10 protein-coding genes are annotated in these 17102 nt (G+C 56.0%); 8 read left to right on the top strand and 2 right to left on the bottom strand.

Translation table 11 applies throughout. The annotated features are described in order from the left end of the window. The 6 genes from WBG04_RS14875 to WBG04_RS14900 form a co-directional block, all read left to right on the top strand. On the top strand, window positions 1–1772 hold a 1772-nt coding region (locus tag WBG04_RS14875; RefSeq protein WP_424315240.1), incomplete at its 5' end, for a PDZ domain-containing protein. A 24-nt stretch (window positions 1773–1796) separates the two neighbouring features. Next, the gene (locus WBG04_RS14880; protein WP_424315241.1) at window positions 1797–3236 is read left to right on the top strand and encodes a sensor histidine kinase; all 1440 of its coding nucleotides are present in this window, start codon (window positions 1797–1799) and stop codon (window positions 3234–3236) included. A 2-nt stretch (window positions 3237–3238) separates the two neighbouring features. Next, window positions 3239–3991: a LytR/AlgR family response regulator transcription factor gene (locus WBG04_RS14885; protein ID WP_424315242.1), complete on the top strand. Its 753-nt coding sequence runs from the start codon at window positions 3239–3241 to the stop codon at window positions 3989–3991. 269 nt (window positions 3992–4260) lie between these two features. Continuing rightward, window positions 4261–4959, top strand: coding sequence for a PEP-CTERM sorting domain-containing protein (locus WBG04_RS14890; RefSeq protein ID WP_424315243.1), 699 nt, complete (start codon window positions 4261–4263; stop codon window positions 4957–4959). A 578-nt stretch (window positions 4960–5537) separates the two neighbouring features. Continuing rightward, window positions 5538–8990: a hypothetical protein gene (locus WBG04_RS14895; protein WP_424315244.1), complete on the top strand. Its 3453-nt coding sequence runs from the start codon at window positions 5538–5540 to the stop codon at window positions 8988–8990. An 11-nt stretch (window positions 8991–9001) separates the two neighbouring features. Then, window positions 9002–9712 (top strand): hypothetical protein, encoded by a 711-nt coding sequence (locus WBG04_RS14900; RefSeq protein WP_424315245.1) that lies wholly within the window; start codon window positions 9002–9004, stop codon window positions 9710–9712. A 283-nt stretch (window positions 9713–9995) separates the two neighbouring features. Here WBG04_RS14900 and WBG04_RS14905 read toward each other — a convergent pair whose 3' ends face one another. Beyond that, on the bottom strand, window positions 9996–12380 hold the full coding sequence (locus WBG04_RS14905) for a putative glycoside hydrolase (RefSeq protein WP_424315246.1): 2385 nt from the start codon (window positions 12378–12380) through the stop codon (window positions 9996–9998). 295 nt (window positions 12381–12675) lie between these two features. On the opposite strand from WBG04_RS14905, the gene WBG04_RS14910 reads away from it, so the two are divergent. Together WBG04_RS14910 and WBG04_RS14915 are read left to right on the top strand one after the other, a co-directional pair. Next, entirely contained in the window at window positions 12676–14025 is a 1350-nt protein-coding gene (locus WBG04_RS14910) for a sulfatase-like hydrolase/transferase (RefSeq protein WP_424315247.1), read from the top strand. 147 nt (window positions 14026–14172) lie between these two features. Continuing rightward, complete coding sequence (locus WBG04_RS14915) at window positions 14173–15378, top strand: alpha/beta hydrolase family protein (RefSeq protein WP_424315248.1); 1206 nt, start codon at window positions 14173–14175, stop codon at window positions 15376–15378. Between the two features lie 120 nt (window positions 15379–15498). Here WBG04_RS14915 and WBG04_RS14920 read toward each other — a convergent pair whose 3' ends face one another. After that, entirely contained in the window at window positions 15499–17079 is a 1581-nt protein-coding gene (locus WBG04_RS14920) for an FAD-dependent oxidoreductase (RefSeq protein ID WP_424315249.1), read from the bottom strand. Between the last annotated feature and the right edge of the window lie 23 nt (window positions 17080–17102).

Here is a 17102-nt window from a genome sequence, read left to right on the forward strand (position 1 = left end):
GCCGTATTTTGCGTGCCGGAACGGAGTCTGGTTTCAGCGACCCGGTTTCCACGAGCTGCACCGTCATTTCCGGCGACTCCGGCGGACCGCTTTTCAATCTCCGTGGCGAGGTCATCGGGATCAACTCAAACATCAACTTGCCATGGTTCGCGAACAATCACGTGCCTGTCAGCGTTTTCCGAAAGAGCTGGGATCAGTTCGTTGCAGGAGAAACCCTGTCGAGCAGTCGCGGCAACGGCCAATCGCCTGACATCTTCGAACAGCACGATTATCTCGAAGATCCCTTCGCCGAGGTTCGGGAAAAGTTTCTCGAATTACTTCCTGCATACGCGAAGAACGACGGCATCGAAAATCTTGTCGATCGCCCCCGCCTGCTACCGCTCCACCGCATGCAGACTTATCTCGATCTATGGGAACCTGAGGCGGAACTTATCGAGGAACCAAAGCTCGGCTTCAGCATTAAGAATTCGGCCGGCCCCGCAGTCATCACCATGGTCGAGCCTGAATCCCCAGCCGCTAGGGCAGGTCTGCAACCGGGGGACCAGCTGCTCACTCTCAGCGGCGAGTCCGCGACCACGGCTCCTGCCTTCGCGCTCGCTTTTCGTTCACTCGATCCCACCGAGCTACCCGAATCACTCGATGTCACTGCCCAGCGCGGTGCAGAAACTCTCAGCTTCTCAATCGTGCCTTCCTCCCGCCCTGCTCGTCGGCATTTCCTTCCGCCGGTCACCGACGTGCTCGCCGCGATGAGCGCGAGAGGGATGTCGACGGCGGTCAGTCGTGACGTCCAAGAGCTCGAATCGGAGTTCATGAAACCCCTCGTCGAACTCGAAAAGCGAGCCCGCCACTCAGTGTTCGAACTTCGTAAGAAGGACGGCAGCTCGAAACTCGGCTTCGCAACCGTCGTGTCGGCCGATGGCGAAATGCTCACCCAGGCCTCACTCCTGCCCGAAGATGCCGAACTGGTCGTCGTTTATCAGGACGAGAGCTTCCCGATCGAAGTCGTCGCCAAGGACGAACTCTCTGACCTCGCCCTCCTACGGTTCATCGAAGCCGTCCCGGAACCACTCGCTACCGTCGAATGGAGCGCCGTGACGCCCACACCCGGCACGCTCGTTTACAGCCCGACCGGTGACGACATGACGATGGAATGCGCGGTGATCACCCGTCCTCTCGGCACCGTCGTTCCGGGTGGAAAGGAAGCCCGATATCGCTTCGGAAGCACGCCTCCCTACCTCGGCGTCCAGCTTGAGGAAGACGCACCCGTCGCCACCGTGGTAATGCCCGATAGCCCGGCCGACCGGGCGGGAATTCTGGAAGGCGACCGCATTACCAAAGCCAATGGACAAGAAATCGCAAGTCCCAGAAATCTGTTAGATATTATCAAGAGCAGCGTGCCGGGTGACAAACTTCGTCTAACGCTCGAGCGCGACGGCGAAGAATTCAAGGTATCCCCCATTCTTGATCAGGCACCCACAAAAGGCAGCGGGTTCTCTCCGGAAGCCGCACGGATCGACAAGCAGCTCATGGGACTCAGCGCCGGTGGCGGCAAGCTCAGCACTCGTCGCAATCCGTTCCCCGAATGCCACTATCACCACCTCCCGATCATCGCCTCAGAGACCGGATCCGCTATCTTTGATGCAGCCGGCCTCGCTTATGGCATCAATATTTGTCGTTCCCTCCGTCACCGAACGCTCGCGCTTACCGTGCCATCCGTCCAAGCTGCACTTGAAAGGCTGCGCAACACCTCCTCAGAACCGAAGGACGAGTGACGCTTTCCCTGCCTCCATCAGCCCATGAAACTTATCCAAATTCTCCGCCGTCATCCGTGGCCCGTCTTCCTCGGGCTGTGGACTATCGGAGTGATTTGGATTGTTGTTTGGCTGTTCAACCGTCCGCCCGCCGAGCCGATCATCATTCGCAGCGAACAGGTCGGTGACACCGGTGGGTGGCCGCTCTTTGACCGCACCTTCTATCCTGTCTATCCTTGGATCCTTCTCGCCCCATGGGTGATCTGGCTCTGCCTGCGCTTCCCCATCGGGTTGCGGCGGACCTGGTTGGCACTGCCTCTCGTGCTACTCGGCGCAGCATCCTTCGTTTACCTCAGCTACCGTTTCGCCAGCGGCTACGGCGAGCGCCTGCCACAGCTCGTCTACCTCTCCGTCACTCGACTGGGATCCATGCCGCAAGTCCTGATCAACGGCGAGGAACTGCCCTCGACGCAATCATCAAAACAGAAGGACAGTTCGGAGCAGCCCGTCAAAATCGACCTTCAGGTCGAAGGCCTGAAGGATCTGCTCGCCCAACTGGAAGACCAATTGGGACTGCCCTTGGACGAAGAGCAAATCAGCAAGCAAATCGAACGCGCCATGGTGAACCCCGCCGCTCGCGGACCCAACGCCGAGGTCACTGTAATTGCCAAGCCCGCAGGCTCGAAATCGATGACCGTCGATGGATCGGGGGTCATCGACATTCCAAAACTTCAGACACCTGATCTTAGCAAGATCACCCAACCAAACTTGGTTCTCGGCTCAATGCTTCACCTCGGCGGCTTCGTGCTCATCGGAGGACTGGTTCACCTTGGTGTTTTCCTCAAACACATCCGCGACCGTGAGCAGCGGCACACCATCGTAAGCAAGGAACTCGCTGAAGCCCGTCTCTCAGAACTCCACGCCCAGCTTCGACCGCACTTCCTTTTCAACGCTCTCAACTCGATCTCATCCGAAGTTCACGAGTCTCCCGAGAAGGCGGTCGACATGATCATCCACCTCTCCGACCTGTTGCGAGGATCGCTCACCATCGAACGCGGTAACGGCCTCATCCCACTTCGCAACGAACTCGCCCTGCTCGACCACTACCTCGCGCTCCAGTCCCACCGCTTTGGCGACCGCCTCACGGTGCACCGTGACTTCCCGGCCGACACCCTCGTTGTTCCGGTTCCACCCTTCGTGCTCCAACCCTTGGTCGAAAACGCGGTCCAGCACGGCCTCGAGCCACTCGCCAGGCCCGGCAACCTATGGCTCTCGTCGGAACTCGAGAATGGCGAGCTAGTCATCCAAATCGAAGACGACGGCACAGGCCTGAATGCCTCGCCCGCCACCAAAGGCACCGGCACCGGCCTCTCCAACATCCGCAGCCGGCTCGAAACCCTCTTCCCCGAGCGTCACCGCCTTTTACTCGAACCCGCCAGCCCCGAACAGGGAACCCGCGTCACCCTGCGCCTGCCACTCTCCTGAAAATGGCCACCATCCGCATTCTCATCGCCGACGACGAGGCACCCGCCCGCTCCCGCATCCGACGCGTCCTCGGCACCCGGACCGACTGCAGCATCGTCTCCGAGTGCTCGAATGGAGCCGACACCCTCGAATCCCTGCTACAGCACGAGATCGACGTGCTCTTCCTCGACATCCAGATGCCCGAACTGACCGGTTTCGAAGTCATTGCCAACCTCCCCTCCAATCACCCCCGCCCGGCCATCATTTTTACCACTGCCTACGACCAGCACGCCATCGAGGCATTCTCGGTCTGCGCGATCGACTACCTCCTCAAGCCGTGGAAAGAGGAACGCCTGCTCGCAGCACTCGACCGCGCCATCTCCGCCGACCCACGCGGCAATCCGGCCACCGCCATTGAATCGCTCCTGCAGCGTGTCCAGCACCATGCCAACGAGCGTATCGCAGTCCGTGAAGGTGAACGACTGCATTTCCTCCGCGTCCGTCACATCCAGCATGTCGAGGCCGCAGCCAACTACGTGGTCCTCCATTCCCGGGACGCCCGCTACATGCACCGCGAGACTCTCGCCGCCATGGAAAAGCGCCTGTTACCTCACGGCTTCTACCGCGCCAACCGCTCCCACCTGATCAACCTCGCCCAGATCCGCGAGGTCAGATCCCCCCAGAAGGGCCCGAGCCAGATCATCCTCGAGGGCGATGCCGTCATTCCCCTCACCCGCCCGGTCCGCGAGCTAGAGCAGGCGCTCTCAGCCTTGTGAGCGAGATGCCGATGGCGAACGTCTCTACCAAAGACGATTGCTGCTAAAAGTCTAAAAAAGCCGCCGAATACCCTAAGAAATGAGGATAGCCAAGCCCAGGCATCGGGGTAGGATTCCATCGACCTTAACTCCAACAGAAATCAGACAATAAAAACGAATGCAGTAAAGCTCCCTCCGCTGGCAAGCTTCTGGTCACCAGCTTGTATCGTCAATTCAGATAGCGGCGGCAAGGATCTCTGGAAAAACCCAAGGCAATCAAAATTCAAATCATGAATCTCAAAATCCCAACCCTACTGTCCTCTTTGACAATCCACTCCCTGATCTTCGTACCAGCGGCTTCTGCAGCTACCATTATTGACAACCTTTATGTCGAAGCTGGGCGTGCAACCTCAACCAACGGCTCGACCGGAACCGGCACAACCTTTGGGTCAGCTGGAATTGACACAGGCTATTTCACGGGGGGCGGTACCGACTCCCACGCAGTATTCATTTTCCAAATGACTGCAACTTCGGATGGGGCGAATATCGAGGGTTCAAATTTTACCGTCTCGCAGACACTTTACGGTCCTGCTCCCACCGGCTTCGTTGGAGATCTTCACGTCGTTCGCACAAGTTCTTCAGCATCGCCTCAAAATTCGGACTACGAGACGTCCGCCTTGCTTGTGAAGGCCAACTTCACTGGCACCACTGCTGCCGCGCTGTCTCTCGATACCGCGGCACAGGACACCCTCACCACTTGGTTGCAAACCAACTGGGTCGCGGATGACTACATATTCTTCTCGATCCAAACGGATCCAATCAACCCCGCCAAACAGGGCAGTGATAACAACGTGGGTTTCCGATATGGTAACAACAACAATGGAGGCAGCTCGGACTCGGTCTTCTCTGTGACAGTTCCCGAGCCTTCGGGTGCAGCAATTGTGGGCCTTGGTGGAATGCTGATGCTGGCAGGACGTCGCCGGCACTAGATCTTTCAGAATATCCTGGTCAAAATTATGACCCCTACTCGGATGATCCGGGTAGGGTTCTTTTGGTTCTACGCGCAAGATCAACCATCGTAGATGCCTCACTTGTGAAGGGCCGGATTCTCACCCCCACGGCCGCTTCAAAAACCCACAACTCACCATGCACACATTGCTGGATTCTCCTTGAATCCAGCCAGTTCCATTTTCGGAATTCAACCAAGCCATTACTGGCATCACGAACTATCCTATGAAATGAGGATACCCAAACCCAACCACTGGGTTAAACTATCTGTAGTTACAAAAGAGGCACAGAACGATCCGGCTCCGATTGGATTGGTAATCCGGAAGCCCTTTCGTTTCCCCTGAAAAACCCAGGAACATCTTACATGAAACCACATCGAATTGCTACAACACGAAAACCTACTCGTCGATCGAAGGACTCGGGTTTTGCATTGATCATCACAATCTCGCTTATGGTTTTGTTGAGCCTCCTTTCAGTAGGCCTGCTTTCCCTGAGTACGATTGCGCTGAAGTCGTCGCGAGCGGGAGAGCATCAGGCGCAGGCGCAAGTAAACGCGCGGATGGCATTAACACTCGCCATCGCAGAACTCCAAAAGGCTGCAGGTCCCGACCAACGCATCACCTCTGGAGCATCCATTCTATCCGACAGACCGTCTGATTCGCCATCTGGAGGTCACACGCATTGGACAGGTGTCTGGGACAGCAGCGACTACGATCCGAAGTCACCGGATAAAAAGACTTTTGTCAGGTGGCTCGTTTCCTCACCGCACGGCACTGACTCCGAAGACCTTGCCTTTGCGGGATCCTCCCCACAGGAAGAGCATGCGATCTTTGCCGGAGGCACTGCTGAAGGATCAGTGAAAGTTCCCAAAGTGAAAATCGACGGCGGGTCGGGCAATTCGGGCGCCTACGCCTTTTGGGTGGAGGACGAGGGAATCAAGGCCGATCTTGGCTGGAATGAAGGCGGGTTCAATGACAAGGAGAGGAAACAGGCCGCGCGCCTCGAGTCGACCGCAGGTCCGGACTACGGAATTTTCAAAGGCCCCCTTGCCTCCAAGGTCACTTATCCCATCTCACAGGACAGCGCTGCCGAGCTGGTCGACGGAATGAACAAGTGCCTCAGTATTGCCGACATCCCGCTTGCTGCCAACGCGTCAGGCAATGAGAAGGACTGGGTGCGTGATAGTCGCCATGACATCACTCTCTACAGCCGCGGCGTCATTGCGGACGTCAAACTGGGCGGCCTCCGCCGCGACCTCTCACTCGCCTTCGAAATGGATGGAGAAAAGGATGCCGAGAACGCCAACCGCTTCAACCGGCAGGTCGGTGAATTCGTTGGAGGTGATGATCGGCTGGCATCGGAAAAAATTGCACCAGGAATGCCTATTGAGGAACGCTTTCTTTGGCGTGACTACAATGGTTCGGGGTCTCATTTCTCCGGAGACATGGTCAGATCCAACTCAGTGGTCAGAGGGCCCAATTGGTGGTCCCTACGAGACTATGCAAACCTCTACAAGCACCTCAGGGGGTCGTCGGGAGACTACTCGATGGAAGCACGAACAATGTTTCCCAACCGGGATGATATGGGACGGCCCTGGGGAATGATCTATCCAATCGTTGGAGGCCCTTGGGTCTGGGATACCGAAGTCAACAAGACCGGTCATCCCAGTTGGCCGGGATCCTACGCTTACAAACCGGCGCGCCCGAATTATACCCCGGTCAATCTCGGCACCACGGTTCTGGTAAGCATGAAGGCCATTCCTGCCGCAGACGGAATGGCAGACCTGGCAGTCGCGCTCGATCCACTCTGCATCTTCTGGAACCCCTACAATCGGAGGATCACCTGCGATAACCTTGTGATCGACATGAAGAAGTCGCTGCCAGGAAAGGTCTCGTTCCGGGTTCGGGATTCCGGAGGAAAACAGAAAACCTACCGCAAGAATCTGATGGATCTGATGAGAACCAACGTCACTTCAAGGGGTAATCGGGTGACCTTCCTCGTAAGGGGTCCTTTAGAGTTCGCTCCTGGCGAAGTTGTGATCGTCTCGCCCAACGGAAATACGGGTGAAGCGGTCATCGGCTATGCCACGACCAATGACAGCGGCATCATCATGACCAAGCTTCACAACAACGAGGCAATCACTATTGACACGGACAAGACGACCGTGGACATGAATTTCCTAGCCAATGATCGTGGCCATTCCGACGAAGACAAGGTGGCGGGCCGCCACGAAATGGACACGTACATTCAGGAGGGTGCCCCCACCGTTGACCAAGCTGCAGAACTTAACGGCGACCTGATCCAGGTGGTTTACACCCAGATGTGGTCTGGAGACCAGGGCGTGAGTGAATATCAGACGCCGGGAACCAACAGCGACAACAATAGCTTCAAGCGCACGGCCACAGCAAGGGCTCTCACGACTGGAAAGCACTTTTTCGGGGGTGAATCGATCATGGTCAAACCGGCAAGCCCGGGAGGCGAACGCGCCAACCCAGTTGAAATGTTCTCCCGCTTCAACCCGACCACTTCTCTCTCCTCCCGCTACACTTATCGTCACGTCATGTTCCACCAGATATCCAAACACGTGGCTGGTAACAGCGACTTCGCCGTCCGAGAGGAGATCGGCCTCGATTTCTCCGGAGACCCACGCAACGCCTACTACGGCGTAAGCTACCAGCAGACAGGATCGAAGTTCCTCCCTGTAAAGAGCATCCCTTCGAGTCCACCGATCTCACTGGCAGCCTTTTCGGAAGCTAACCTCAGTTTTCTTGGCTTGGAGCCGCTCAATGCCGTCGGCAATTCGTGGCCGAGTGTCTTTTTCCCGCCGACATCTCCCTATGGCGAACTTGAAGACGGTCCGCAGGGGAACAATCGGACAATGCACGACTTTTCATGGCTCGCCAACGATGCACTTTTCGACCGCTACTACCTCTCGGGTATCACCCCTGAATTCTCAATCACTGGATCGGGCTACAACAGCTCTGGCAGCATCAAGGAGACTTTGAGCAGCTTTTTCGATTCCGATTCAGTCGGTAGCTATCGTGATGCACAGGCCAACCCTGCTTTGACGCCCCACATGCCTTCAGGCGAATCAAGATCAGAGATCATCGAGTCATTGGACGAAGACGACGGCTATCTCAAGTTTTGTGCCTACGCCATGATTCGTGGAGCGTTCAACGTCAACTCAACTTCCGTCAAGGCTTGGGAATCCCTGCTTCGTGGTAATGCCGGCCTCGAGGTCGACTACGCCGATGGCGGTTCTTCAAGTGGAAGCTCAAACAGCGTCTCTTTCCCAGGCAGCTCATCGCCAGCCTCACCGGGTTCAGGGGGAAGCGACCCCAAACCACAGTGGTCCGGCTTTCCTCAACTTAGCGAGAGTCAAGTCTCAGTCCTCGCGGAGAACATTGTGGAAGAGGTTAAACTCCGGGGTCCGTTCATGAGCATTTCGGACTTCGTCAACCACAGCGTCGCCGAGAAGCTTGATCCTGAGACCAGTTTCTCGGGAGCGCTTCAGTCCGCTATCGACAAAGCCGCCAATTCCGGTAGCGGGATCAACGCCGCCACTCGTAGTTCAGCACCGAATGCTTCCGCCGTCGATTCTTCCGCTCAGAAGGGGGTTCCAAGCTACAACGCCAAGGTTTACGGCTCGAATGAACCGGTCGGCAACCGCAGGACGACTACCGGCATTCCAGGAGACCTTACCCAAGCGAAGCTCCTCCTGCCTCTGGCTCCCCGCCTCGCCGCCCGTTCGGACACCTTTCGTATCCGCGCCTACGGCGAGGCTCTCGCCAAAGATGGGATTACAGTTCTTGCTCGTGCCACCTGCGAAGCCGTCGTCCAGCGCTTGCCCGAGTATCTCGACCCCATCACGGATTCCGGTAACAACGAGCCTTGGGATGAAGCGACTAATCCCTTCGATCCAAATGGCAACGACCTCAACCCGACCAATCAGAAGTTCGGTCGCCGATTCACAATCACTGCTTTTCGTTGGATCCACTCGAATGAATCATGATCTATATCCCGATGAATAAAACGATCCTATCCAGATTACTGCTTATCACAGCATTCTGCCTCGCATCCGTATCCGGTCTGCACGGGCAAGAACCGAAGCAGAAGTCGCCTTTCCGCTTCTCTTGCGTGTCATTCAAGGAATTGAGCTTCAGCCAATTGTTCTACCGCGAGGGAAAGAAGTATCTGCCGCTCAGTGTGGTCGCCAACAACCGGTCAGCACCTGTCCCACTCAAGGGTATGAATTCACTGGAGCTTTTCATCGAGCATGTCGGCAGTGATGATGTCAGATCCTATAAGCTGGTCGGGAAGTCCGCTCTTCCGAAGGGAGCCGAGCTCGCACTTTTCTTTATTTTTGAACGCTCTTCTGCCGGCGCTTTGCCGCTCACTCTGAAGGGCATTGATGATTCAATGGACGTTTTCCCACCCGGAAGCTTCCGCTTTGCGAACTTTACGAAGATCCCACTCAAACTCCGATTCGGAACCACGAACGGAAACATCAAGCCCGGTGGCTTCACCGTGGTGAAGTCCAATGTCGAGGCCGCCGGTGGCTTCCTTCCACTTTGGCTTACCACCTCCACGGGCAAGAAGGTCTACGAAAACCGACTCTGGTCGCAACTCAGCGGCCGGGACATGTTATTCATCGGTCCGCCACCTCGCCCCGGAGGCACGGTTTCGGTCATGCTCCTCCCACAGGTCGTGCCACCGGAACCGGAAGGACCGTAGTGCCGTACGACACCCACAAACAAGAGACCAAATCACTCTCACACTAGTTCCAATCCAGACCCCGGAAGCTCCCCGGACTTCAATTAGCTACCGCCGCTGGAGGGAGTCCGGCATTCCATTTCTTGCAGCAATTGGCCGTTCGATAGGGGGTTTCCAGACTTTGAACGATCCGGCTGGAAAAACAGACAGTCCGACAAGCGAAATGACTCTCCAGGTTTGCGAAAACTCCTGAGCAAGATACTCGCACTCCCCTTTTAGCGACACTCCATTCCGTCGTCCTCCCCTACTCGTCACCCTCGATCTCCAGCCGATAGAAGCGGTATCCCTCATCGCTGTTGATAGGGAACGTGACCTCGTCTATATCATTGTTCAGCTTTCGGTATGTCAGCGCTCCCTGGTTCACTGGAACCCACTGACCATCCGTCAGGTTTCGGGTCGATGTCATGACATACCGAAGGCCGCGGGCTGTGGCGTCGCGGCGCTGACGGAAGATTATCTTGGATCCGACGATCCCTCCATTTGCAGCCCGCTGCCACATCGGAAGACCGGCCTTTCCTCCTACCGCATACTCGGCCAGGCGAGAGCGCTCAGGATCACGGGGCAAGTTGTTATCATCCAGCCATTCGTTGTAGTAATGGGTGCCAAGCCCCCTGATTGATACGTCGCGTGTCTGAAGATTTACGCTGACGTCTGCATGCTCAAACGATCGGGTGTAGGACCAACCGTTGGCCTGAGCCTTGCCAAGCGGCTTACCAAGAGGCATGCGAAACTCGGGATAGTCCACAAGACTCCCGTTTGCGTGGCGGTAGCCCCAGGAATACGCAAAATAGGTATAGGGCTCTGCAACGAGAAGATAGCAGGCGAGTGAGAAGGAAATCTTGTTGCGCGCCTCCAGAGCAAGGTCGTCGTAAGGCTCCTTCATCTTCTCACTATTGGTGAAGACAAAGTCCGGATCCGGCCAGCCCTTGAAAATGGCAATCTTCCCCGCATCTACGATTGAAGAAAAGGTGTTCAAATCGTTCCGTATTTGGCTAGCAGTGGCCGTCCCGTAAGCAGTGAAGTGCTCGGCGATGGCACCGTCGGCACCAGGCAGCCACTGCAGCCCGTTGGTGCCCCGGAATCCATTGACGATAACGAGACCGCCTTCCGGCCGCACATCTCTCATCGAGTCTCCGGCCCTCGACATCTGATCGTTTTGCCAGGTGACCACCTGGGCAACGCTCGCGCTTCCGCCAGACGCACCCATGTACTGACGATAGCCATTGGCTTGGAAAAGCGCGTCAGCAAAGACGCCATCACTATTGTATTTTGAGATCGAGTCGCCGGCGATTCCCGCCCACCAGTCACGGAACCCGGGATCCGGAAGATTGTAAATCTGCGATCCTCCGTTCTTCCTCACAATGTTGCCATTCGACTCCCGCAAGACCAGATCCGAACTGTTGTTGACCACGTTGAGGATGTCGTAGAATGGTCCGAAATTGAGAATGCTGTTCATATAGAACAGAACCTTCATGTCTGGATTCTTCGCCTTGAGACGGCCGGCATCCCGTTTGATTCCCTCTTCGGTTGAACCGAGCTGATCCAAAGCGTGGGCTTTCTCCAAGCAGACGAAATTCGAGGTTCTCGCAAGGAAGTCGATGTCGGATTGGGGAAAGATACCGGGTGTTCGCCCGACGTGAATGTAGGATTGCGGCGTATCCCAGGACCAGCGCGGATACTTTGGGTGGAGCTTCACCTCAAGATTTACCACAGCGTAGTCGATTCCGGACCCATCGGTAACAGCGACGGCAAGCGTGTTGATGCCGGCGTTCTCGTCTTGCGGTACGCCCGTTAGGTATCCATCAGACGACAGGCTGATCCAAGACGGGCCATCGACCAGCGAAAAGCTGAGCGGATCTCCGGTGATGCTGCTCCGCGCCTTGCCGGGAATGCCGGCGCGGTAGGAGGTGAAGACGGTGGCGGATTCCTTCTGAATCGGTTTTTCGAGGAAGAGCGGGTAATCGGGCGGAAGGTCGACAGGAATCTTCACTTCGGCGTAGTCCGTGCCCTCGCCATCGGTCACGGCGGCAATGAGGAAATTGTCACCAGCATCGGTGTCGTAGGGAACGCCGGTGATGTACCCGATCTCGGACAGGGTCGTCCAGGCGGGACCGGACACGATGTAGAAAGTCAATGGCTTGCCGGTGATGCTGCTTCTGGCCTTCCCGGGGATACCCGCCCGATAGTCGGAAAAGGCGGTGGCACGCTCCTTGTTGATGTTGGTTTCAAGGAAAAGCGAGTAGCCAGTTGGAAGGATGTCGAAATCAACCGTGGCTCGGTCGGTGCCACCCATGCCGTCATAAATCTCGACAACGAGCCCGTCGGATCCCTGATCCGAAAAGGTCGGGGTGCCGGTCATGATCCCATTGTTCTGATCGATTTCGACCCAGTCCGGAGCATCGATCAGTCTGAAGAAGACCGGGTCACCCGGGACGGTGTTGGACGTGAAGCCTCCGATCCCGTGGCGCCAGAACTTGTAAATCGTGGCATCGGGCTTTGAAATCGTATCCTGCGAAAAAACGGGTGCGGCGTTGGAGTCCCCTACCAAGGCAGCAAAAGAGATCAGCAGGAGGGCAATTTTCTTCAGGCGGGTTTCCATGGGGCTTCCAGTTTCGTCTGGCGTGGTCATCTGAATGGCTAAACGAGACACTCCTCTAGCGTCCGAAATCTCAGGCTACCCGCCTATCCTCATTTCATAGGATGCTTTCCCTAGGTAGGCATTAAACGTTCTTGGCCGCGACAAATTCCTGTGCTTCAGAAAGCCCACATCTAGATTCGAAGCCATCCTGATAAATGAGGACACCCATAAGGTTTTAAGAAATCCATTCTGTCGATAGTCTGCAAGGATACCGGAGGGTCACAGGCCCTCCCGCGTCTTCAATCGTTCGAAACTCACGGCACCACAACACCAGCATTGATTCACTATGGTAAAATCACCCATTTTTCTCTGCCTTTTCCTCGGTGTTACCAGTCTCACCGCTAGCGGAAAGAAGCCCAACTTTGTAATTGTTCTCGCAGATGATGTCAGCTGGGACGCCTTTGGTGCCACCGGGTCTGCGCATGCGCGGACGCCGCATATTGACAAGCTGGCGAAGGAATCCCTTACGATGGAACGCTTCTACTGCAGTGTCTCTCAGTGTGCTCCTGTCAGGGCGGAGCTCTACACGGGATTGCTCCCTCGACACAATGGGATATTGGGAAATTCCCGCATCGTGAAAATACCGGGCGTTCTGAATATGGGAGACCATCTCCGTCCGCTGGGATATCGCGTCGGTTTAGCGGGCAAGGTGCACTTTGGCTTAGGATCTAAACCGTTAGACGCTATTTCAGGGTTTCCGAGCAACTGCAATGGCAGCGAGGGGAAACACAGCATGGATGGGGTGCGGACCTATATTCAGAAGGCTCAAGCAGCTGAGGCGCCGTTTTGCGTCATCATTGCGTCCATTCATTCTCACCACCCGTGGGATCTTGGAGGTTCCTCCCGCTTTCCCTTGGATAAAATCCAGCTCCCGCCTCACTATTTGGATACCCCAAAAGCCCGCGAAGCCCTTGCGAAACATGCGGCAGAAGTCGAAGAATTTGACCGACAAGTAGGTGATACGAGAGCCCTGATTGAGGATCTTCAGCTGGAGAATGAGACCATCCTCGTGGTTCTGAGTGAACAGGGAACCGCCATGCCCAGAGGCAAGTGGACGCCATACGAATATGGTTCACGCGCACTGTGTGTCGCTCACTACCCCGGAAAAATCAGGCCTCGAAAGACAGCGGCATTGGCCATGTATTGCGACATTTTGCCCACATTTCTGGATTTTGCTGACGGAAAGCCAGCGAAGCCGTTGGATGGGACTTCTTTGAAGCCGTTATGGACAGGAGCTAGTGACAAGCACCGTGAGGCGGTTCACATCTCGAACGTCCATCCGTTTTGGCAACAGGCCATCGTAAAGGATCGGTATAAGCTGATATGGACCGGGTCTCCGGAGGAAGAACATATCGCGAGTCAGTTTAATGCTAAGCAAAAGTTCTTTTCTCAGCCGTGGAAAGAGTGGAATCGGTTGGCAAAGAGAGATGCTGGCGCAGCGGCTGTCGTGCAACGGGTTCTGCATCCTCGTCGCTACGAACTATACGATGTTCAGGCCGACCCCTACGAGCTAGAGAATCTGGCTGATAAAGTAGAATTGAAAGAAGTGAAGACGGAACTCTTGGCGGACCTCAAACAACTGATGCTCACGGTCGGCGAACCCTTGGAAGCCGTGCTCCCCTCACCCACGCCCTAATTCAAGACGCAGATCAAGATCGGTCGCAAACCATCTATACCGCAGAGAAAGTGTCAATCATTCGATGGTTCTTCATCACCCAAAAGACCACCGAACTCTTTCCCGCTCGCTTCGAGCATCTGGAAGCATAGAACCTCTAAAAATTTTATGAAACCTCGAACCCGTCACACCGGCCTCATTCTTCTCAGCATCGCAACCACCGTATGGACCAGCGTTTCTGGCAAGACGGTCGGATCCTGGGATCTCAATCGTCTTTACGAGACTCCAAAGTGGGAGCAAACCGAGCTCGCCTCAAAGGACGGAGTTAAGGGCATTCTTTATGACTCCATTCAGTTCAAGGGGAAGCGGGTGCAGGTCTTTGCCTACTACAGCGCCCCCGAAGGCCCGGTGCCCGATGGTGGGTGGCCGGCGGTGGTCTGCATTCACGGAGGCGGAGGATCCGCATTTGAGAATTGGGTGAAAAAATGGAACCAAAACGGGTTTGCCGCGATCTCATTCGATCAGGAGGGACACATTCCGGTCAATAAGGAACCCGCGAACAAGAAGAACCGTGCGCGGAAATCGACCCCTAACCCGGGACCGCGTCGGATCGGCGGGTTTGACGATTACAAGGAGCCCATCGAAGACCAGTGGTACTATCACTCGGTCGCACAAATCATCCTTGCCCATTCACTGATCCGTTCCTTTCCAGAGGTTAATCCTGACAAAACCGGTTTTGTCGGCTTGAGCTGGGGAGGGACCCTTGCCTCAACCGTCATGGGCGTTGATGACCGCTATCAGTTCGGGATCGCCAGCTACGGATCCGGCTATATGCCCCGGAACCGTCACCCCGAGGACAAACATCGCTTCATCAATGAACACTTTGATGGCTCGTTGTTTTTCGGGAACGTGAGCTATCCGACCATGTGGGTGAACAGCACCAATGATTTCTACACCCAGATGCCCGCGACCCAGCAGTCCTACCGGGCCGTCAAGGGACCGGTGACTATCCGTTTCCAGCACAAGATGCCGCACGGACACGGCCCGATTATCGCGAATCGAGAGGTCTACGCTTTCGCCAAGAGTATCGTCGCCGGGGGAGCTCCGCTACTCAAGGTCACCAAACCGGAGGTTAAAAACTCAACGGCGAGCGTCAAAGGCACTCCTGCGGGCATGATCAAGAACGCCCAGTTGCTCTACACAATGGATGCCAAAGGAAAATGGGAGAAGAAGGAATGGCTGAAGGTGGACGCTGATATCAACGGATCGACCGTCTCGGCCAATATTCCGAAGGGAACCTTCGCCATTTGCTTCAATGTGACCGACCAGAGGGGCTTGATGGTCAGTTCGGAATACTTGCAGCTAGGAGATTAAGGGCGGCGATCATCGTAAAACATATTGAGAGACCTATCCTTTGGAATCATGCGATAGCCCTTTATCGGTAGAAAGCCAATCCCACACAAGGGAGCACCTTCGACAAGGTGATCTTCAGCTTCACTTGTCGGCTTTCGATGACTTGAGCGGAAGTCCTGCCTTGGTGATCATCGACTGAAGCTCCGCAACATCAATCTGCTGTACGGCAACATTCTCGTTTACGGCAAGCGCGGCAGCCATACCGGCAACTTCGCCCAGGTGCATCCAGGTCGGCTCGAGCCGGATGGCGGCAAAGGCAACATTGCTGGCGGACACGCATACCGGAACGAGCAGGTTCCCGCACTCGGCCGCCTTCGGTGTGATGGCGCGGTAGGGAATGTCGAAAGTCATGCCCTCTTGCCACATCCGGCCTTCGTTGATGAAATGATCCTGATCCACCACATACCGCGCCACATGGTGGGAGTCGATGTAGTGGGACCCTACGTGGATCACATCCTCCTTGTTGCGGTTTTCGGTGATATCGGCAAGGGTGAGGACGTAGGATCCCACCATGCGGCGGGCGGCCCGGACGTACAGATACCAGGGCCAATGATCATTGTCCTTCCACTCGTTCTTGCAGAATCCGTAGAGTCCCATCTGGCGGCGCATCGCTGGTGGTACCCGCTTGTCGGTTTTCAGAAACCAAAGCATTCCGTGGGTGTAGTCCCGGTAGAGTTTGTGGATACGCTCCCGCTCCTCAAACGTAGCCTCCGCCCACGGGGTCTGCGCGCCCGGAATGCTCATGGAGACGATTGAGAACTGCCGGTTGTTGCACTCCCGGTCCGGAGTATTGGGGATGTTGTAGAGACCGAGAATCTGGTTGATGTTCTTCAGGTAGCCCGCCTCGATACAGCGAGCCAGCAGCTCGTGCTTGACCGGGTCGTAGTTCGCGGGCTTCTGGATCGGCAGCCAGCTTTTCCGGTCGGTGGTGAGATTGAGCCGGACGTTGTAACAAATCGGGTGTTCGCTAGCTGAAAATTCCTCCGGAGGCTTCCCCGGCATGATTCCGAATAGGAGATCTCCGTTTTTGTCATAGGGTGAGACATTTATCTTCTTATCGAGGTAGCGAACACCTGCCTTCTCCTCGTTGTAGGTGGCCCTGGCCTCACGACCGAGAGCGTAAGAGACCTTCGCCATCGCCATCAAATCTCCCTCGTAGCTTGCATCGACAAACACCCGACCTTGATAGGACTCGCCACCTCGAACCTGCAACGAGACGAGATTCCCTCCGTCTTTCTCAACGGAATCCAATAGCTGGTCGTACTTCACGGGAACCCCCGCCTCCTCAAGCATCTCGAGGAACACCTTCTCTGCCACACTGGAAAGCCAGATGCGCGGCCCCTCTATCGTATTTTCCGTTTTCGTCCCACTCCGACGGGCAGCCTCAAAAGTGAAACGCTCGCATAAGCCGCCGAAGGTGCTGCGATCCATGTGCTCTCCCTCATCACGATTGAGCCCGCTAGTGCTGAGCCCGCCAACATGCTTCGTTTGCTCTAGCAGCACAACCGAAGCACCCTCACGCGCAGCGGCAATGGCGGCGGTGATGCCGCCCGGAGTGCCGCCGTAGACGACCACATCATAGTGATCCGGTTGAGCATGGGCATTCAAACCGATCAACGGGCACAATAACAGGATCAGCTTTCGAAGAGTGCTTATCGCCATGATTTGGAAATACTATCACCCGA

This window comes from Haloferula sp., assembly GCF_049672945.1.
GTDB lineage: Bacteria > Verrucomicrobiota > Verrucomicrobiia > Verrucomicrobiales > Akkermansiaceae > Haloferula.